The organism is Mycobacterium sp. NGS68 (assembly GCF_059812195.1).
On sequence record NZ_JCALCE010000004.1, the window covers coordinates 170,278 to 185,661 of the forward strand.

Here is a 15,384-nt window from a genome sequence, read left to right on the forward strand (position 1 = left end):
CAGACACGGCCTAGTCGACGCGAGCGCCGGCGCCGCCGGGGCCACCGAATCCGCCGAGGCCGCCGAGGCCGCCGAGGCCGCCGATGGGACTGCCGCCGGAGGTGCCGGTCGTACCGGCGGAGCCGGGATCGCCGGGCTGGTCAAACGAGTTAGGCCCGCCCTGGCCGCCTTTGCCGCCGTTGGCACCGTCGCCGCCGTGGCCGCCGGTGCCGCCGACACCGATGCCGCCTGCGCCGCCGCTACCGCCGTAGCCGCCTAAGCCTCCGGCGCCGCCCGGGGCCAGTACGCCTTGGCCGCCGAGGCCGCCTACGCCGGCCGTGCCGCCCGCGCCGCCGTTGCCGCCGGTGGCCCCGGGACCGGAAGCTGCGCCGCCGGATCCGCCTTGGCCGCCCGATCCACCCGGGCCGCCCGGGAATCCGACGCCGACGGGGCCTGTGCCGCCAGCGCCGCCGGTTCCGCCCACGCCACCGGCTCCGCCGAGGTCCGTGGCGAGGCCGCCGGTGCTGGCGCCGCCGATGCCGCCGGCGCCGCCGTTGCCGCCGGCTAAGCCGAAGAGGCCGAGCCCGTTGAAGCCCGCCTCGCCGCCGCTGCCGCCCTTCCCGCCGGCACCGCCGGTCTCGGCGAGGTCGCCGGCACCGCTGGCGCCGCCGTTGCCGCCGTTGCCGCCATTGCCACCGATGCCGCCGCCGACGCCGAAGACGCTCTCGCCGTTGCCGCCGTTGCCGCCGTTGCCGCCGGCGCCGCCGGTGCCGCCGACCGAACTTAACGAGGTGCCGCCGGTGCCGGCCTTGCCGGCGGCACCACCGTTGCCGCCGTTGCCGCCGTCGGCACTGAGGCCACCAGATCCTCTGCCGTTGCCGCCGTTCCCACCGGCGCCACCAGCGCCGCTGGAGCCGTCGGTGCCGCCCGCGGTCGCGTTGCCGCCGTTGCCGCCCGTGCCGCCGGCCCCGCCGTTGCCGCCGTGGTTAGCACCCCAGAAGTCGCCCTCGCCGCCAGGACCACCGCCGCCCCCGGCGCCGCCGGTGCCGCCGTTGCCAGCGATGCCACTGCCGCCGTCGCCGCCGTTGCCGCCGTTACCGCCGGCGCCACCCGTGTGGCCGGGTTTGCCGATGTTGCCCATGTTGCCCGGAGCTCCGGCACCGCCATTGCCGCCGGCGCCGCCGTGCCCGCTGTTGCCGCTGGCCGTGGCGCCGGTGCCGGCCGTGCCGGCGGCGCCCCCGTTGCCGCCGTTGCCGCCGCTGCCACCACCAGTGCCGGTGTCGCCCTTACCTCCGGCGCCGGCACCGCCAGCACCGCCGTTGCCGGCGTTGCCGCCGGTTCCCGTGCTCCCGGCGCCGCCGCTGCCGCCGCGCCCGCCGTCACCGCCGTTGGCGCCGCTGTCCGTGGCGCCCGCGGCCCCCGCGCCACCGGCACCGCCGTTGCCGCCCTTGCCGCCGGGACCGGCGCCCGCGGCGCCGCCATCCCCGCCGGCGCCACCCGACCCGCCGCCGGCCGAGCTGGTACCGCCGCCTCCGCCCGCGCCACCCGTGCCGCCGGCTCCGGCGGCGTTCGTGTGGGTGGCGCCCGTGCCGGCGCCGCCGGCGCCACCCGTGCCGCCGGCTCCACCCGCTACGGGGCTGCTGCCACTCGCGTGGCCGCCGTCGCTGCCGGCGCCACCTGTGCCGCCGGCTCCGCCGTGCGCGGAGTTGCCGCCGCTGGCAGCGCCACCTGCGCCACCGGCGCCTCCTGCGCCACCGAACAAGGAGTTCGTGGCAGCGCCTCCGGCGCCTCCGGCTCCGCCGGCTCCGCCATCATTCCCGCCGCCGACGGTGCCCGAAGCGGCACCACCCGCGCCGCCGGCGCCGCCGGTGCCGCCGCCGACGCCGTGCGCCATCACGCCGCCAATCCCGCCTTGGCCGCCGTTGCCGCCGGTGTTCGCGGCGATGCCACCGGTGGCGGCGCCGCCGGCACCCCCCGCGCCCCCGCTTGGGCCGAAGACGCCGTTCGCCGTCAGGCCACCGTTGCCGCCCGCGCCGCCGTTGCCGCCGGTTTCGGAGTAATCGCCGGTGCCTGCGGCGCCGCCGTTGCCGCCCGCCCCGCCTTTACCGCCGCTGACGGAGCCGACGCCCCCGCCACCGTTGCCGCCGGCGCCGCCGTTGCCGCCGCCACCACCGCTGCTCGTGATATGGGTACCGGTGCCGGCCTTGCCGGCACTGCCACCGTTGCCGCCGGCACCTCCGTCGCCAGCTGCGGCTGCGGTGGCGGCTCCGGCTGCGTTGGAGGTTGCGCCGCCGCCGTTGCCGCCGGCGCCGCCGTTGCCGCCGGCGCCACTGGCACCGCCGCTGCCGCTGATGCTGCTCCCGCCGCCGTTGCCGCCGGCACCGCCGTCGCCGCCGTTGCCGCCGCTGGTGGCGGTGCCGCCGTTGCCGCCGCCACCGCCGTTGCCGCCGGCCCCACCGCCGCCGCCCTGGCCGCTGGTGCTGCTCCCACCGTCGCCGCCGACACCGCCGGCGCCACCGGTGCCGGCGGGAGCGGACGCGCCACCGTTGCCGGCGCCTCCGCCGCCCCCATTGCCGCCGTGCCCACCGACACCGCCGGTACCCGTGTTGCTCGTGCCCCCATTGCCGCCGGTGCCCCCATCGCCGCCGTGACCGGCAGGGCCCACGATCGCGCCCGTGGCCGGAGCGCCTGCGGCGCCGCCGTTGCCACCCACACCACCGGCACCGCCGCCGTTGCCGGCATCGGCCCCGCCCGCACCGCCGCTGCCACCGTGGCCGCCGTTGCCCGCGGCGCTGAAAAGCCCGCCCGCGTCGCCGGCGGGGCTGCGGCTGCCGGCACCGCCCTGCCCGCCGTCGCCGCCACGACCACCGGCTTGCCCGGGCGCGCCGGCCGCACCAGCTCCGCCCCCACCGCCGTTCCCACCGTGGCCCAGGATGCCCCCGGCGCCCCCAGACCCGCCGTTACCACCGGCCACACCCGCGGTAGTGCCGGCCCCGCCGTCGCCACCGTTACCGCCCGAGCCGAATATTCCGGCCGCCCCACCCGCCCCACCGGACTTGCCGGCGGCACCCGACCCACCGTTGCCGCCGTTGCCGGCCAAAATCCCGCCGTCCGCGCCCGCCTGGCCGGTCCCCGCCGCCCCATCAGCCCCGTTCCCGATCATCGGACGGTCGAACAGCGCCTCGGTGGGCGCATTGATCAGCTTCAGCGCGCTGTTCTCCAGGGTCTGCAGCAGCGACGTATTGGCGGCCTCGCCGGCCGTGTAGGTAGCTGCTCCAGCGCCCAACGCCTGTACAAACCCGTGATGAAATGTCGCTGTTTTCGCGCTCATCGCCTGAAACTGCGCGCCGTAGCTGCCGAACACCCGCGCCAGAGCCGTGGACACCTCATCACCGGCGGCCGCCAAAATGCTCGTCGTCGAAGGTGCTGCCGCCGCGTTGGCGTGTCTGATCGCCTCGCCGATGCCGCTCAAATCCGCCGACGCTACGGCTAATGCATCAGGCGTGGCCATCACAAAAGACATCACCAACCCCAATCCTGTCGAGCGACACGAACAGCCAGGAACTGGCAGCCAGCCTGCACGAATCGGACTGGATTTGTCCGTTGAATTGCAGTAATCGACCGAAGGGAATCGAGCTTCGCTACGTGCTCACCTGGCCCCGCGGGGGCGGCGAGGGAATCGCTAAACCACATCGCGACCAGTCGCTAAAGACCGCTTGACTTCAGTGGATACTTCGTTCGCGCAGCCTTGAGCCGTCGGCGGCGGTGCGAGCCGCCCTCCACGTGGTGTGGGCGGGTACCCGCCGTGGCCACCAAAACCAGCGACCCAGCAGCGTTGCGATGGCGGGCGTCATGAAGGTCCGGACGATGAGGATGTCGGATAGCAGCCCGATCATGATCGTGGTGCCGATTTGCCCGATGACACGAAGATCGCTGCTCAACATCGAGCCCATGGTGATGGCAAACACGAGGCCGGCGGTGGTGACGACGCGGCCTGTGCTGGCCATGGATCGGATGATGCCCGTTTTGGCGCCCGCCCCGATTTCTTCCTGGAATCGGGCGACCAATAGCAGGTTGTAATCCGATCCGACGGCCAGCATGACGATGATGGCCATCGCGAGCACAAACCAGTTGAGCGGCATATGAAGGATGTGCTGCCAGATCAGGACGGAAAGCCCGCACGACGAGCCCAACGAAAGGGTGACCGTCCCGACGATGACCACGGAGGCGACCACACTTCTGGTGATCGCCAGCATGATTATGAAGATCAAACAGAGCGACGCGACGACGACAATCAGAAGGTCGTAAGTGGCGCCGTCGTGAATGTCTTTGTACGTGGACGCGGTGCCGGCCAGATAGAAATTCGCGGCGGCCAGGGGCGTTCCCTTTACGGCCTCGGTGGCGGCTTGCAGGATCGGGTCGATGTGGGAGATGCCTTCGGCAGTCGCGGGGTCGCCCTTGTGGGTGATGACGAGCCGCGCTGCGCTTCCATCGGGCGACAGGAAAAGTTTCAGACCCCGCTGGAAGTCGGGATTCTCGAAGGCTTCCGGCGGAAGGTAGAACGAATCGTCATTCTTGGCTCCGTCGAACGCCTGCCCCATGACGGTTCCGTTGCGCGCCATGTCCTCCATTTGTGTGACCATCCCCGCAAAGGAGCTTGTGAGCGTTTGGGCAAGTCCCTTAACGATCTGCATCGTCGCGATCATCGGCGGCGCCTGGGCGAGGATTTGCGGCTGGAGGGTGTCGAAACGGTCAAGGCTGAGGGCGAAGTTCCCGAGATCCTCGGTGAGCTTGTCAACGCCATCCACCGCGTCGAATAGGGACCGCAGCGACGAGCAGACCGGAATATTCGGGCAGTGGGGCTCCCAGTAGAAGTAGCTACGCATAGGTCGCCAGAAGTCGTCGAAATCGGCGAGTTGGTTTCGCAATTCGTTAGCGGTGGCGTGCATCTGCTTGCTGCGAACGTTCATGTCGTGACTGGCATCTGCGACCTGTCGCTGCAGGGTTTCCGTACGCTGGGTGATCTCGATCATCCGTTGCAGTGCATCGGTCATCTTGGCCATGTCGGCCACGCGGTCCTTCATATCCCGCAAGTTCTCGAGCGTCATGGCGCTTTGCATGCTGATCTGAAACGGAATCGACGCGTGGTCGATCGGACCCCCCAACGGCCTGGTGATGCTTTGCACCCGCGCGACGCCGGGAAGGTGGAAGACGCCTCTGGCGATCTTGTCCAGAATGAGCATGTCGGTGGGGTTACGCAGGTCGTGATCGGCTTCGATCATCAGCACTTCTGGTTCCATGCGGGCTTGCGGAAAGTGATGGTCTGAAGCGCGATAGCCAATGCTGGACGGCGCCGTGTCGGGGATGTAGTAACGATCGTTGTAGTTCGTCTGATACTTCGGCAAGGCGAGCAGTCCGATCGTCAATATCAGCACCGTCACGACCAGCACTGGCCCGGGCCACCGGACCACGACGGTGCCGACGCGGCGCCACCAGTGGGTCCTCGTCGTTCGCTTTGGATCAAATGCCCCGAATCGGCTGGCCAGGTAGACGACGGCGGGAGCGAGGGTAAGCGAGGCCAAGACCACCAGCAATAAGCCGATCGAGCATGGCCAGCCCAGGCTTTGAAAATACGGAAGCCTGGCAAAACTCAGACAGAACAACGCCCCCGCGACGGTCAGGCCCGATCCCAGGACCACGTGCGCCGTTCCGTGAAACATGCTGTAGTAGGCCGGTTGTTGGTCTTGACCCGCTGCGCGGGCCTCCTGATAACGACCGATAAAGAAAATGATGTAGTCCGTCGCTGCAGCAATCGTCATGGGTACCAGCAGACTGACGGCGAAGGTGGAAAGGCCAAAGAGATTGTTCATGGCAAGGATCGCGATGACGCCGCTGACGGCGAACAGTTCGATCCCAACCGTGAGCAGTATCAAAAGGACGGTCGAAAGTGAGCGGTAGGCCAGCAGCAGCATGATCGCGATCACCGCGATGGTGACGACGGTGATCTTTTGCAGGCTGCGGTCGCCGTATTCGTCTAGATCGACGGAGAGCGGTCCCGGACCCGTCACGTAGGCCTTGATCCCCGGCGGCGGCGGCACGCTGTCCACGATCCGTCGCACGGCGGCGATGGACTCCCTGGCCCGCGAACCACCCAGATCACCAACGAGATTCAGCTGCACATATGCGGCTTTGCCGTCGACGCTCTGCGAGCCTGCTGCCGTCAGCCGATCCCCCCAGAAGTTGTCGACATGTTCGATGTGCGCCCTGTCGGCCGACAGCCTTTCGATGAGTTTGTCGTAGAACCGGTGTGCATCCTCGCCAAGCTTGTCCCGGCCCTCTAGCAGAATCATTGCGGTGGTGTCGGAATTGAACTGGTGAAAGTCTTTGCCGATGCGTTTCATCGCGATCATCGAAGGAGCATCGTTGGGGCTCAACGACACCGACTCAGCTTTGGCGACCTCTTGCAACTGCGGCGCCACGATATTGCCGACAATGGTCAGTGCCACCCAGAACAGAATCACCGGCAATGACAACAACCGGATGCTCCGGGCGACCATATACAACCGATCGGTTGCGTGTGGGGTGGTCAAGCGGATTTCACCAAGCAACTGGTTTGAGCATGATGCGCTTCGGTCATCCGCTCTTCGCGGACCATGCCATTGACAGTGATGCGACAACCCAGGGTGTCACTGTCGCCCTGCGCAACCACGTTTGCTACTACCGCAGTCAGGGTGGTCACGATCGGGAGCGACCAAGGCAGCGTCGCGTCATCAACCTCATGCGGTTGCCCACTGGCGTCGAGGTAGTTGATGGTGGCGGTCATCCCCGCCGGACCCATGACCTCGTAGAGAACGTGCTTGGAGCTGAACTCGATGATCGCGTCGGCGTTGCCGGCATCTGGAACACGTTGATGTGAGCCGAAAACCCGATGCAGCCGCACGACGGTGACGGTCCCGACGACGGCAACCAGGACCACGACGATCGGTATCCAGACGCGTCTGAGAACGCTAATCATTGAACGCCCCAATCATCGATGTCCGAGTGCCAACGCGATGCGTTGCGCAGAACCTATCGCGATTTCAGCCGCCGCTTGATGCCACTAAGAAAATTCGTCTGGCTTTGCTGCGTGGCTGTGGCTAGGCCGGCGTTCCCGGCGCATCCCGGCACGTGCGCCGATTGGGTGCCGTACCGATGGCCTTACCGCAAGGGCTCCGGCTTGGTGTGATGACCGCGGCGAAAAGTCCTCCATGATGGATCAGCGCGTTGTCTAATGGACCGGTGTTGAAGATGTCGAGGCTGAACATCGAGGCGCGAGCACAGCAGGATCGCCGACTGGCCGTCATGCGCCACTACGCCGATCGCAATCAGCTGCCGTTCTTCAGGAGCATGGAGTCGGCGCCGGGGCCGACGTCGGTGATTGACGGACAACCGCGGATCATGCTCGGGTCGAACAACTCTCTGGGTTTGGGCGGCGATGCCCGCATAATCGAGGCTGCCAACCGGGCGACCGATTTGTACGGGCCTTCGTGCGGGAGCGCCCCTCCGTTCTGCGGCACCTTGAAGGTGAAGACCGACCTGGAGGAAGCGTTCGCCGACTGGTACGGGACCGAGGCGGCGCTGGTCTACAACAGCGGCTTCCTGGCCAGCGTCGGCATCGTCACGACCCTCCTGGGCGCCACCGACCTCGCGTTCCCCGACAGCGAAGTGCACGCGTCGATCGAAGCCGGTATCCGACTGTCAGGTGCTAGTTCGCGGTTCTTCACGCACAACGACTTGCAGTCGCTAGAACGCAACCTGATTCGTACCGCCGGCCGCGGCGGCACCAAGTTGATCGCGATCGACGGTCTGTACTCGATGCAGGGCGATGTAGCGCCGATGGTGGGGATCACGGAGCTGGCCAACAAATACAACGTCGGCATTCTGGTTGACGAGGCGCACAGCGTCGGCATCTTCGGGTCGCAACGAACTGGCATCGCAGAGGAGTTCGGGTGCGCTCGGGACGTCGATGTGGTGATGGGCGCCATGTCGAAAGCGCTCGCATCCACCGGCGGTTATGTCGTTGGCTCGCAAGACCTGATTGATCTGCTCAAATGCCACTCGCATTCGCACATTTTCACCGCTACGGCGGCGCCGGCGGCGATGGCAGCGACCCTCGCCGCGATTGGCATCATCCGAAGCGAGGAAGGAGCGCAACGCGCCGCCGCGGTCCTGGCCAATGCGCGCGCGCTGCGCGACGGCTTGGCGGCTCACGGACTAGACGTGCAAGGCGAGATCGTGCGGGCCGACGGCTCACGCGCCGTGGCACCGCACGTCTCGGTATGGATCGGGCTTGATCACCACGCGATCGCGGCATGGAATTACGCGTTCGATGACGGCGTCTTTTGCGCGCTCGCTCTGGCCCCCGCGGTCGGCGAGAACGAGGCCATGATGCGATGCAGTGTCTCGGCTACCCACTCACCCGCGCAAATCGCGCGCGCGGCGGACGTCATCGCCTCAGCTGTGCGCCGCGCTCGAGACGAACGAATAACAAGCGAGGAACGCTGAAAGTGCAGCGCACTCAAGCGAACATCAGTTGATCGAATGTATTGCCGCTCGACGCTCTCTGGATGGCTGCGCAAGATAGGGACACTGCCAGGACATGAGTAGGTTCACAGACAGCATCGCCGTGACGGCCGCGAATTCCTCTTTGGGTCTGCACTTCGGCACTGTGGGCGCGTTGCGCTTCGTGAGCTGGCGCGACATTCATACGACGGCGGCCAGGGTAGCCGGCCGACTGGCCGTTGAGGGAGTTGTGCGCGGCGACAGGGTAGGCGTGCTGGCCTCCCACGCCGAGGACGTCGCGCCCGTCATGCAGGGCATCTGGCGGGTGGGCGCGGCAATGACGATGCTCCAACAGCCAACCCCGCAAACGGATCTCGCCGAGTGGCACACGGGCACGTTGCGAGTGCTAACGATGCTCGGTGCCCGCTGCGTCGTGATAGGGCAGCCGTTCTTCGGCGTCGCCGACGCGCTGCGGGCGTCCGGTTATCGGGTGATCGAGATCCCCCAGGCGTGGCCGGACCTCGACTCGGTTACGGTACCGACGGATGAGGACGACGTCGCCCTCAATCAACTCACATCCGGCTCGACAGGTGACCCCAAGGCCGTGGCGATCACCCACCGCAACCTGTTCGCCGACGTGGTGGCGATGCTGGCGGAGGTGGCGCTCGACCCCGACGAAGACGTCACGATGAGCTGGCTCCCTCTTTCACACGACATGGGTCTTATCGCTTATCTCGTCTCGCCGATGTTAGCCGGCAACGACGCGGTGTATGTTCCTCCAACAGAATTCGTTAAATCACCGCTGAATTGGATCCAGATTCTTAGCGAGCAGCGGGCCACCGTGACCGCGGCGCCCAACTTTGCTTACTCAATCGTCAGTCGCAGGCTCAAGGCTGTCGATGACGGCGCCTACGACCTCAGTGCCCTGCGATGCGTCGTGTCCGGCGCCGAGCCCATCGATCCGGCCACTATGCAAGAGTTTGCGCGGGAAGCTTCCCGTTTCGGTATGCGGGATTCGGCGGTTGGGGCGGCCTACGGCCTCGCCGAGGCGACCGTGGCGGTGTCGTTCTCGCGCGTGGACCAACCGCTGACGTTCGAGATGGTGTGCGCTGACGAGCTTGAAAGGCGTTGCCGCGCGGTACCAGTAGAAGACGACGAGGCGCCCAGGAAGGATTTCGTGGTCCTGGGGCGTCCGATGCCCGGCATTGAGGTCCGGATCGCCGGTGCGGATGGGGCTAGTCTGCCGGTGCGTGACGTCGGTGAGATCGTCATTCGCGGTGACGCGGTGGCCCATCGCTACCTCACCGTCGACGGGGACGTCGCCGCCGTCGACGGCGACGGATGGTTTTGCACGGGCGATCTCGGCTACCTCACCGAAGATGGCGAAATCGTCGTATGTGGTCGCCAGAAGAACGTCATTATCGTCGCCGGCCGCAATATCTTTCCCGCTGGAATCGAGCGACTGGCTGAGTCGGCCGACGGTGTGCGGCGCGGTGGGGTGGTTGCCTTTGGTGTCACGCTTGCCGACGGGCGCGAGGAGATCAGGATTGTCGCCGAAACGGCCGAAGACTATCCCACCGACGTAAGCCGAGGAATTCGCCGCCAGATCGCCCGAAAAGTGTTGAACGCGACGGGATTAAGTCCGAACGTGCTGCTGGTGGGCAGGGCGTCGATCCCTAAGACGCCCTCGGGCAAGGTTCGCCATGTCGTGGCCAAGGAAATGTTCGGAAAGGTGGTTGCAGGGTGAATTCATTCGATCAGTCGATTCTGTCCATTGTTGCCCGGCTGGCGCCCGATCGAATGGAGCCAGTGACTGCTGACTCGCACCTTGTGGACGATCTGGGCTATGACTCACCGCGCAAAATGGAACTCGTTGCCACCCTCGAAAGTCATCTGCAGATGCGGCTCATAGATTCCGAAATACCGGTCGAGACAGTGCACGACGTCATCAGGTGGGTCAACGCCAACGTCGCTGAGAGCGCGTAGCTCAGTACCCGTCCGGGTCGCGACGCGGAATCCCACACGTGTTCGAGTCAGTGCTCAACTTGTGCACGCGTGCACAACTACCGGCCACGCTTCTTTCGGGGTGCGGCGCTGGTTTTGGCACGCCGGCCAACCTTCGTCGCACCCTTCGCGCGGGCTTGGCGGGCGAACTTGGCGCGCGGTCGCGTTGCCCGCCTTAAGATGCTGGTCAGCGCCGAGCGCCCAAGGAGGTCCCTTTATGGCTCTGCCCGCGTTGGTTCTCGTGCACGGGGGCGGGTTCGCCGCTGATTGTTGGGAGCCCACCGTCGACGCGATCCGCAGCGTGGAGCCGGAACTAAAGGTGCTGACCGTTGATTTGCCAGGTCGGCGAAATAGGGCCGGTGACCTGACCACGGCTTGTATCGACGGGTGGGTCAACTCGGTGGTGTCGGACATCGAGAATGCTGCGCTCGACGACCTCGTGATCGTCGGCCATTCGCTGGCTGGGGTGACCGTCCCCGGCGTCGTCACCAAGCTCGGCTCGGCGCGGGTACGGGAGATGATTTTGGCCACCGCGCAGGTACCAGCCAATGGCGGCGCCCTGGTGGACACGTTGCCCGGGGCACTGAGTTGGTTCGCACGTCGCACTGCGAAACGCAAGGTGCAGAAAGGCCGTTCGGTCCGTCCGGGAGGTTTGCCTACTGCATTGGCGAGGTTTGTATTTTGCAACGGAATGACTCCCGCACTGCGCAGGTTCACGCTGGCTCGGTCCTGTCAGGAATCAGCGCCCATCATGATAGAAAAAGTTGACCGCAGCGGTATGCCCGACGATGTGCCACGCACGTGGATACTCACTCGGCGTGATCGCGCCGTCCCGATGAAGATTCAACGCGAGTGCATTGCCGCGCTTGGCGGTGTGCAGGCACTCATCGAGGTCGACACGTGTCACATGGTTATGGTCAGCGAGCCGGAGCGGCTGGCCGAGATCCTCATTGAGCGCTGTCGGCTTTACGCGTAAGAACCGGCGCAGGTTCTACTACTCGCCAACTTTGTCGCCGGGATAGCCGCGCGGTCGGCGGTGTTGCCGGGGCGCGCCGACCCCGCTAAACCCGGATGGCACCGACCACGCTAAGGGCGGCTGCACGACCAAGAAGGCCGCCAGCGATTACGCGAAGAAACGCCGAGAGTGCAGCGGCGCGGGGTCTCGTGTTCGACCCCGCGAAGGGCGGATGTTGTTCCGCGACGCGGCGGCGATCTGGTTGGAGTCGCGCAAGGCCGACACCCGCAACAACGCCGCGAACCACCGCTACGCCCTCGCCCCGGCCGCAACACGGCGCGGCGACGGCAAGACCCTCGGGATTGACGCGGTGTTCGGCGGCTACCCGTTGAACAAGATCACCCCGCGAGTACATCCAGGCGTGGGTCAACCGGCTAACCGAGGCCGGCAAGAAGCCGAGCACCGTCCGGCACGCCTTCTTCACGGTGCGAATGGTGTTGGAGCAGGCGGTGGTCGATGGGCGACTGGCCAAGAACCCCGCCCAGCACGTCAAGCTGCCCACCGAACGCAGCTCCAAGGGCGGCAAGGTCGGCGTGGTCGATGACCCAGCACAGTTCCTTACCCCGGTGCAGGTTTCGGCGCTCGTCGCAGCGACGCCTTGGCCGTACAACGTGTTGGTTCACGTCGCCGCGCTGGCGGGCTTGCGGGCGGGGGAGTTGGACGGGTTGACCGTGGGCAACGTCGAATTGCCGGAACGGCCGTTGAACCCGAAGGCCCCGGCGAAGCCCGGCCATCTCCGCGTTCAGCAAGCCGCACGGCCTGGGTGTAGGCGCGCGAAGTCAGGGGTACGGGCGGGGTGCCGAACGCAGGCCGAACGGTTGGCGTAGGCCGATTGCCTGGTAGACGTGGAGCCGATGACGGGAATCGAACCCGCGTATTCAGCTTGGGAAGTATTTTCGCCGTGCGAACGTGTGAGCGATAGCCGCTGGTAGGAGCGCCGCTTAGCAACGCCGAAACTTGTCTTTACCAGCTGATTAGTAGGTTTTGGCTACGTCTAGGGGTTGAGTCGCGTCCGCCTACAGTTCGGCTACGTCTAAGGGACCGTTACGGGACCAGGCGGCACGACCGTTGTCCGACTTTCACCCACACCACCTACCCGTCGCGACGTTTTGAGAAGCTCTTACCCGTGACCGTGACGGTTCCTGCCTATTCCGACTTGCTTTGGCCGACGCTTCAGGCCGCAATTGCGCTCGGTGGGTCCGCCTCGATCGCTGAGTTGGACGCGGCGGTTATCGAACGCGAGCAGCTGACACCCGAGCAGCAGAGCGTCCTACTCAGCGGCGGCCGCCAGGCCCTGGTCCAGAACAGGTTGGCGTGGGCGCGGACCTATCTGAAGGGGATGGGCCTTCTGACGAACAGCGTGCGTGGCGTGTGGGCGGTCACACAGGAGGGCCAGGCCGCGACAAAGGAGATCATCGAGCCGCTACGCGCCCAGTTCGCGGCTGCTCGTAAGAAGGCGAGCAAGCAGCAGGCCAAACAGGAAAGCGGCAGCGCCAAGAGCGATGTCGAAAGCGAGATCGAACAGGTCGAAGCCGAAGCTGAGAACCGATGGAAAGACAAGTTACTTGACACCCTGCTTGCCATGTCTCCTAAAGCTTTCGAGAAGCTGGCGCAGCGGCTTCTGCGGGAGTCGGGATTCTCCAGCGTGCAGGTGACGGGTAAGGCCGGTGACCAAGGAATCGACGGCCTTGGTGTCTACCAAATCTCGCTGCTGAGCTTTCCCGTGTTCTTTCAGTGCAAGCGTTGGGCAGGTTCGGTTGGCCCCAAGGAGGTACGGGACTTCCGTGGCGCGATGGCGGGTCGTGGCGAGAAAGGGCTGCTGATCACAACCGGCAGCTTCACGAGCGATGCTCTAAAGGAATCCAAGCGCGACGGCGCGCCCCCAATCGACCTCATCGACGGAAACCGCCTTTGTGACTTGCTGAAGGAGTACGGAATCGGCGTGACGACAACACCCCGGGTGGTGGAGGACGTGAAGATTGAGGGTGACTACTTCGCATCACTCGAGCCCAAGTAACCGGGGCGGGGAGTCTGGCCGACAACCGCTCAACCCGCCCCGGCGACCGTTTACGCTGTGCCGTTTACCAGCCCGACGTGGCCGCTACCGTGTGTGCGGGGCACCGGCAGCTCCGCGGCACTGGCGCGGTGGGTGGCCAGGGCGGGCACCGGGTACGAAAAACCCGCCCCGGCCACGACTCATGGGGCCACCTGCTCACCGGGGTAACCGCGCGCCTCATCACGTGGCCTGGGGTGTATGCGTGGCCACCCCACGCGCTCCTGATTGCGGGGCGGGTCAACACGCGGGCTGCGACCGAGCAGCGCCTCAACCATCCACGCCGATGTACCGCGCGACGGCAGCGCGATGGTGAACCATGCGGCCGCTTCGCGATTCGCGGCGGAACAGTGTGTCGTATACATGGCGGGGCATCACCGCAAGCGCAACGAAAAGCAAAGCAGCGCCTCGACTTCGCGAAAGCCATCATGTTGGAGCGAGCGGTGCGCGGTGTTGGGCCTGACCCGCGTGTGTCTCCTGCCGACAAGCGTTTAGCCAAGGCCGTGGCCAAGCGGGCGGGGAAGCCTATCCGTCGTGCCGCCAGCCGGCCAGCGGGCCCACCTAAACCCGCCGAGCCCGCGCCCGCGCCCGCGGCTGTCGTAGCGCAGCCTAATCAGCCCGCTAAGCCTGCGCCGGTGCCTAGCGCACCTTCCTGGGCTGAACCGGCTCCGCAAGTGCCTAGCCGTGTGCTGACGTCGCTTGAGGACGCAGTGGCCGACACCGTTGCAGCTAACCGGCGCGCAGGAGCCGTGAAGCGGCGGCACAGGCGCTAGTCGCGCTTTGTACCAGGCTTTGTGGCAGCTGGCGTAGCTTTATCCCCGTATTCAGCTACGCCGCAGTTCAGCGGCCTGATGAGAGGGGTAGGTATGCGAGTAGCCGCGTACGTGAGGGTGTCATCGGCGCACCAGCAGGAGGCTTACGGACCGGAAGTGCAGAGCGCGGCGATACGCGCTTGGGCAAAGTCCGGTGGGCACAAAGTCGTCGCCTGGGAGACGGATGTGATCAGTGGCGCGTCGGAGCTGCGCGACCGCGCGGGATGGTGCGAAGCAGCCGCGCTGATCAAGAGCGGCCACGCGCAAGGCGTCGTCGTCGCCCGCTTGGACCGCCTGGCCAGGGACGTAATGGTGCAGGAATTGTTGCTACGCAAGCTGTCCGACCTTGGCGGCATCGTGCTCTCCACCCGCGAGAACGAGAATGAGATGCTCAATGGGGAGTCAAAAGACCCGTCGCGCAAGCTGGTTCGCGTCATCATGGGCGCCATCTCCGAGTATGACCGCGAGATGACCGTGGACCGGCTCGCAGCGGGCCGCGCAGCGAAGGCGGCTCGTGGCGGCTATGCCCACGGTGCTTTGCCCTATGGGTATCGGTCGGTCAAGGGCCAGTTGGTACCTGTGGGCGCCGAGCAGCACGCCCTCGCCAAGATGAGAGCGCTTTCGGCCCAGGGTGTTCCGCTGAATGAGATTGCGCGAGTGCTCGCTGCCGAGGGCCACCCAACGAAGCGCGGCGGTCGGTGGTGTGGTGCCACTGTCGCCCGAATCTTGCGTCGCGCCAGCACAGAAATGGCGGTGACGGCATGAAAGCCGACTACTACCCACCCAACAGCCGCGTGCGTGTCGTGGCCCCAGAGGACCAGTACGACCCATTCAAGGGTTGGTCAGGCATCGTGGACTGGACGGCCAACGACGGCGGGGAAATGGTGCACCGCGTGCGTTTCGGCGACGGCAACAGCAGTTGGTACTACGCCGAGGAGCTGTGCGCTGCGCAGACTGACAATCGACAGCGCAGGGGCTGA

The 15,384-nt window shown here is 66.4% G+C and carries 11 protein-coding genes; 8 read left to right on the top strand and 3 right to left on the bottom strand.

The window, feature by feature from the left end:
• Positions 1–10: 10 nt before the first annotated feature.
• The 3 genes from AC5Y5V_RS07185 to AC5Y5V_RS07195 form a co-directional block, all read right to left on the bottom strand.
• Positions 11–3,502: a PE family protein gene (locus AC5Y5V_RS07185; RefSeq protein WP_499932246.1), complete on the bottom strand. Its 3,492-nt coding sequence runs from the start codon at positions 3,500–3,502 to the stop codon at positions 11–13.
• Positions 3,503–3,701: 199 nt separating this feature from the next.
• The gene (locus tag AC5Y5V_RS07190; RefSeq protein ID WP_499932485.1) at positions 3,702–6,536 is read right to left on the bottom strand and encodes an MMPL/RND family transporter; all 2,835 of its coding nucleotides are present in this window, start codon (positions 6,534–6,536) and stop codon (positions 3,702–3,704) included.
• Positions 6,537–6,565: 29 nt separating this feature from the next.
• Positions 6,566–6,994 (bottom strand): MmpS family transport accessory protein, encoded by a 429-nt coding sequence (locus tag AC5Y5V_RS07195; protein ID WP_499932248.1) that lies wholly within the window; start codon positions 6,992–6,994, stop codon positions 6,566–6,568.
• 272 nt (positions 6,995–7,266) lie between these two features.
• On the opposite strand from AC5Y5V_RS07195, the gene AC5Y5V_RS07200 reads away from it, so the two are divergent.
• From AC5Y5V_RS07200 to AC5Y5V_RS07235, 8 genes are all read left to right on the top strand, one after another.
• Positions 7,267–8,523, top strand: a complete 1,257-nt coding sequence (locus tag AC5Y5V_RS07200; RefSeq protein ID WP_499932487.1) for an aminotransferase class I/II-fold pyridoxal phosphate-dependent enzyme — start codon at positions 7,267–7,269, stop codon at positions 8,521–8,523.
• Positions 8,524–8,617: 94 nt separating this feature from the next.
• Positions 8,618–10,267, top strand: a complete 1,650-nt coding sequence (locus AC5Y5V_RS07205; protein WP_499932250.1) for a fatty acyl-AMP ligase — start codon at positions 8,618–8,620, stop codon at positions 10,265–10,267.
• Entirely contained in the window at positions 10,264–10,506 is a 243-nt protein-coding gene (locus AC5Y5V_RS07210) for an acyl carrier protein (RefSeq protein WP_499932252.1), read from the top strand. Before AC5Y5V_RS07205 ends, AC5Y5V_RS07210 begins: the two co-directional genes overlap by 4 nt.
• 235 nt (positions 10,507–10,741) lie before the next feature.
• Entirely contained in the window at positions 10,742–11,500 is a 759-nt protein-coding gene (locus AC5Y5V_RS07215) for an alpha/beta fold hydrolase (protein WP_499932254.1), read from the top strand.
• A gap of 470 nt (positions 11,501–11,970) precedes the next feature.
• On the top strand, positions 11,971–12,366 hold the full coding sequence (locus tag AC5Y5V_RS07220; RefSeq protein ID WP_499932256.1) for a hypothetical protein: 396 nt from the start codon (positions 11,971–11,973) through the stop codon (positions 12,364–12,366).
• Positions 12,367–12,665: 299 nt separating this feature from the next.
• On the top strand, positions 12,666–13,556 hold the full coding sequence (locus AC5Y5V_RS07225; RefSeq protein WP_499932260.1) for a restriction endonuclease: 891 nt from the start codon (positions 12,666–12,668) through the stop codon (positions 13,554–13,556).
• Positions 13,557–14,458: 902 nt separating this feature from the next.
• Positions 14,459–15,169 carry a recombinase family protein gene (locus AC5Y5V_RS07230; RefSeq protein ID WP_499932262.1) on the top strand — a complete coding sequence of 237 codons (711 nt, stop codon included), beginning with the start codon at positions 14,459–14,461 and terminating at the stop codon, positions 15,167–15,169.
• Positions 15,166–15,384, top strand: a complete 219-nt coding sequence (locus AC5Y5V_RS07235; RefSeq protein ID WP_499932263.1) for a hypothetical protein — start codon at positions 15,166–15,168, stop codon at positions 15,382–15,384. Before AC5Y5V_RS07230 ends, AC5Y5V_RS07235 begins: the two co-directional genes overlap by 4 nt.

What these genes read in the sequence shown, in the direction of transcription:
- AC5Y5V_RS07185 (WP_499932246.1), bottom strand. Translation starts at nt 3,502, where the DNA reads ATGTCTTTTGTGATGGCCACGCCTGATGCATTAGCCGTAGCGTCGGCG.
- AC5Y5V_RS07195 (WP_499932248.1), bottom strand. Translation starts at nt 6,994, where the DNA reads ATGATTAGCGTTCTCAGACGCGTCTGGATACCGATCGTCGTGGTCCTG.
- AC5Y5V_RS07220 (WP_499932256.1), top strand. Translation starts at nt 11,971, where the DNA reads ATGGTGTTGGAGCAGGCGGTGGTCGATGGGCGACTGGCCAAGAACCCC.
- AC5Y5V_RS07205 (WP_499932250.1), top strand. Translation starts at nt 8,618, where the DNA reads ATGAGTAGGTTCACAGACAGCATCGCCGTGACGGCCGCGAATTCCTCT.
- AC5Y5V_RS07200 (WP_499932487.1), top strand. Translation starts at nt 7,267, where the DNA reads ATGTCGAGGCTGAACATCGAGGCGCGAGCACAGCAGGATCGCCGACTG.
- AC5Y5V_RS07230 (WP_499932262.1), top strand. Translation starts at nt 14,459, where the DNA reads ATGCGAGTAGCCGCGTACGTGAGGGTGTCATCGGCGCACCAGCAGGAG.
- AC5Y5V_RS07190 (WP_499932485.1), bottom strand. Translation starts at nt 6,536, where the DNA reads ATGGTCGCCCGGAGCATCCGGTTGTTGTCATTGCCGGTGATTCTGTTC.
- AC5Y5V_RS07215 (WP_499932254.1), top strand. Translation starts at nt 10,742, where the DNA reads ATGGCTCTGCCCGCGTTGGTTCTCGTGCACGGGGGCGGGTTCGCCGCT.
- AC5Y5V_RS07235 (WP_499932263.1), top strand. Translation starts at nt 15,166, where the DNA reads ATGAAAGCCGACTACTACCCACCCAACAGCCGCGTGCGTGTCGTGGCC.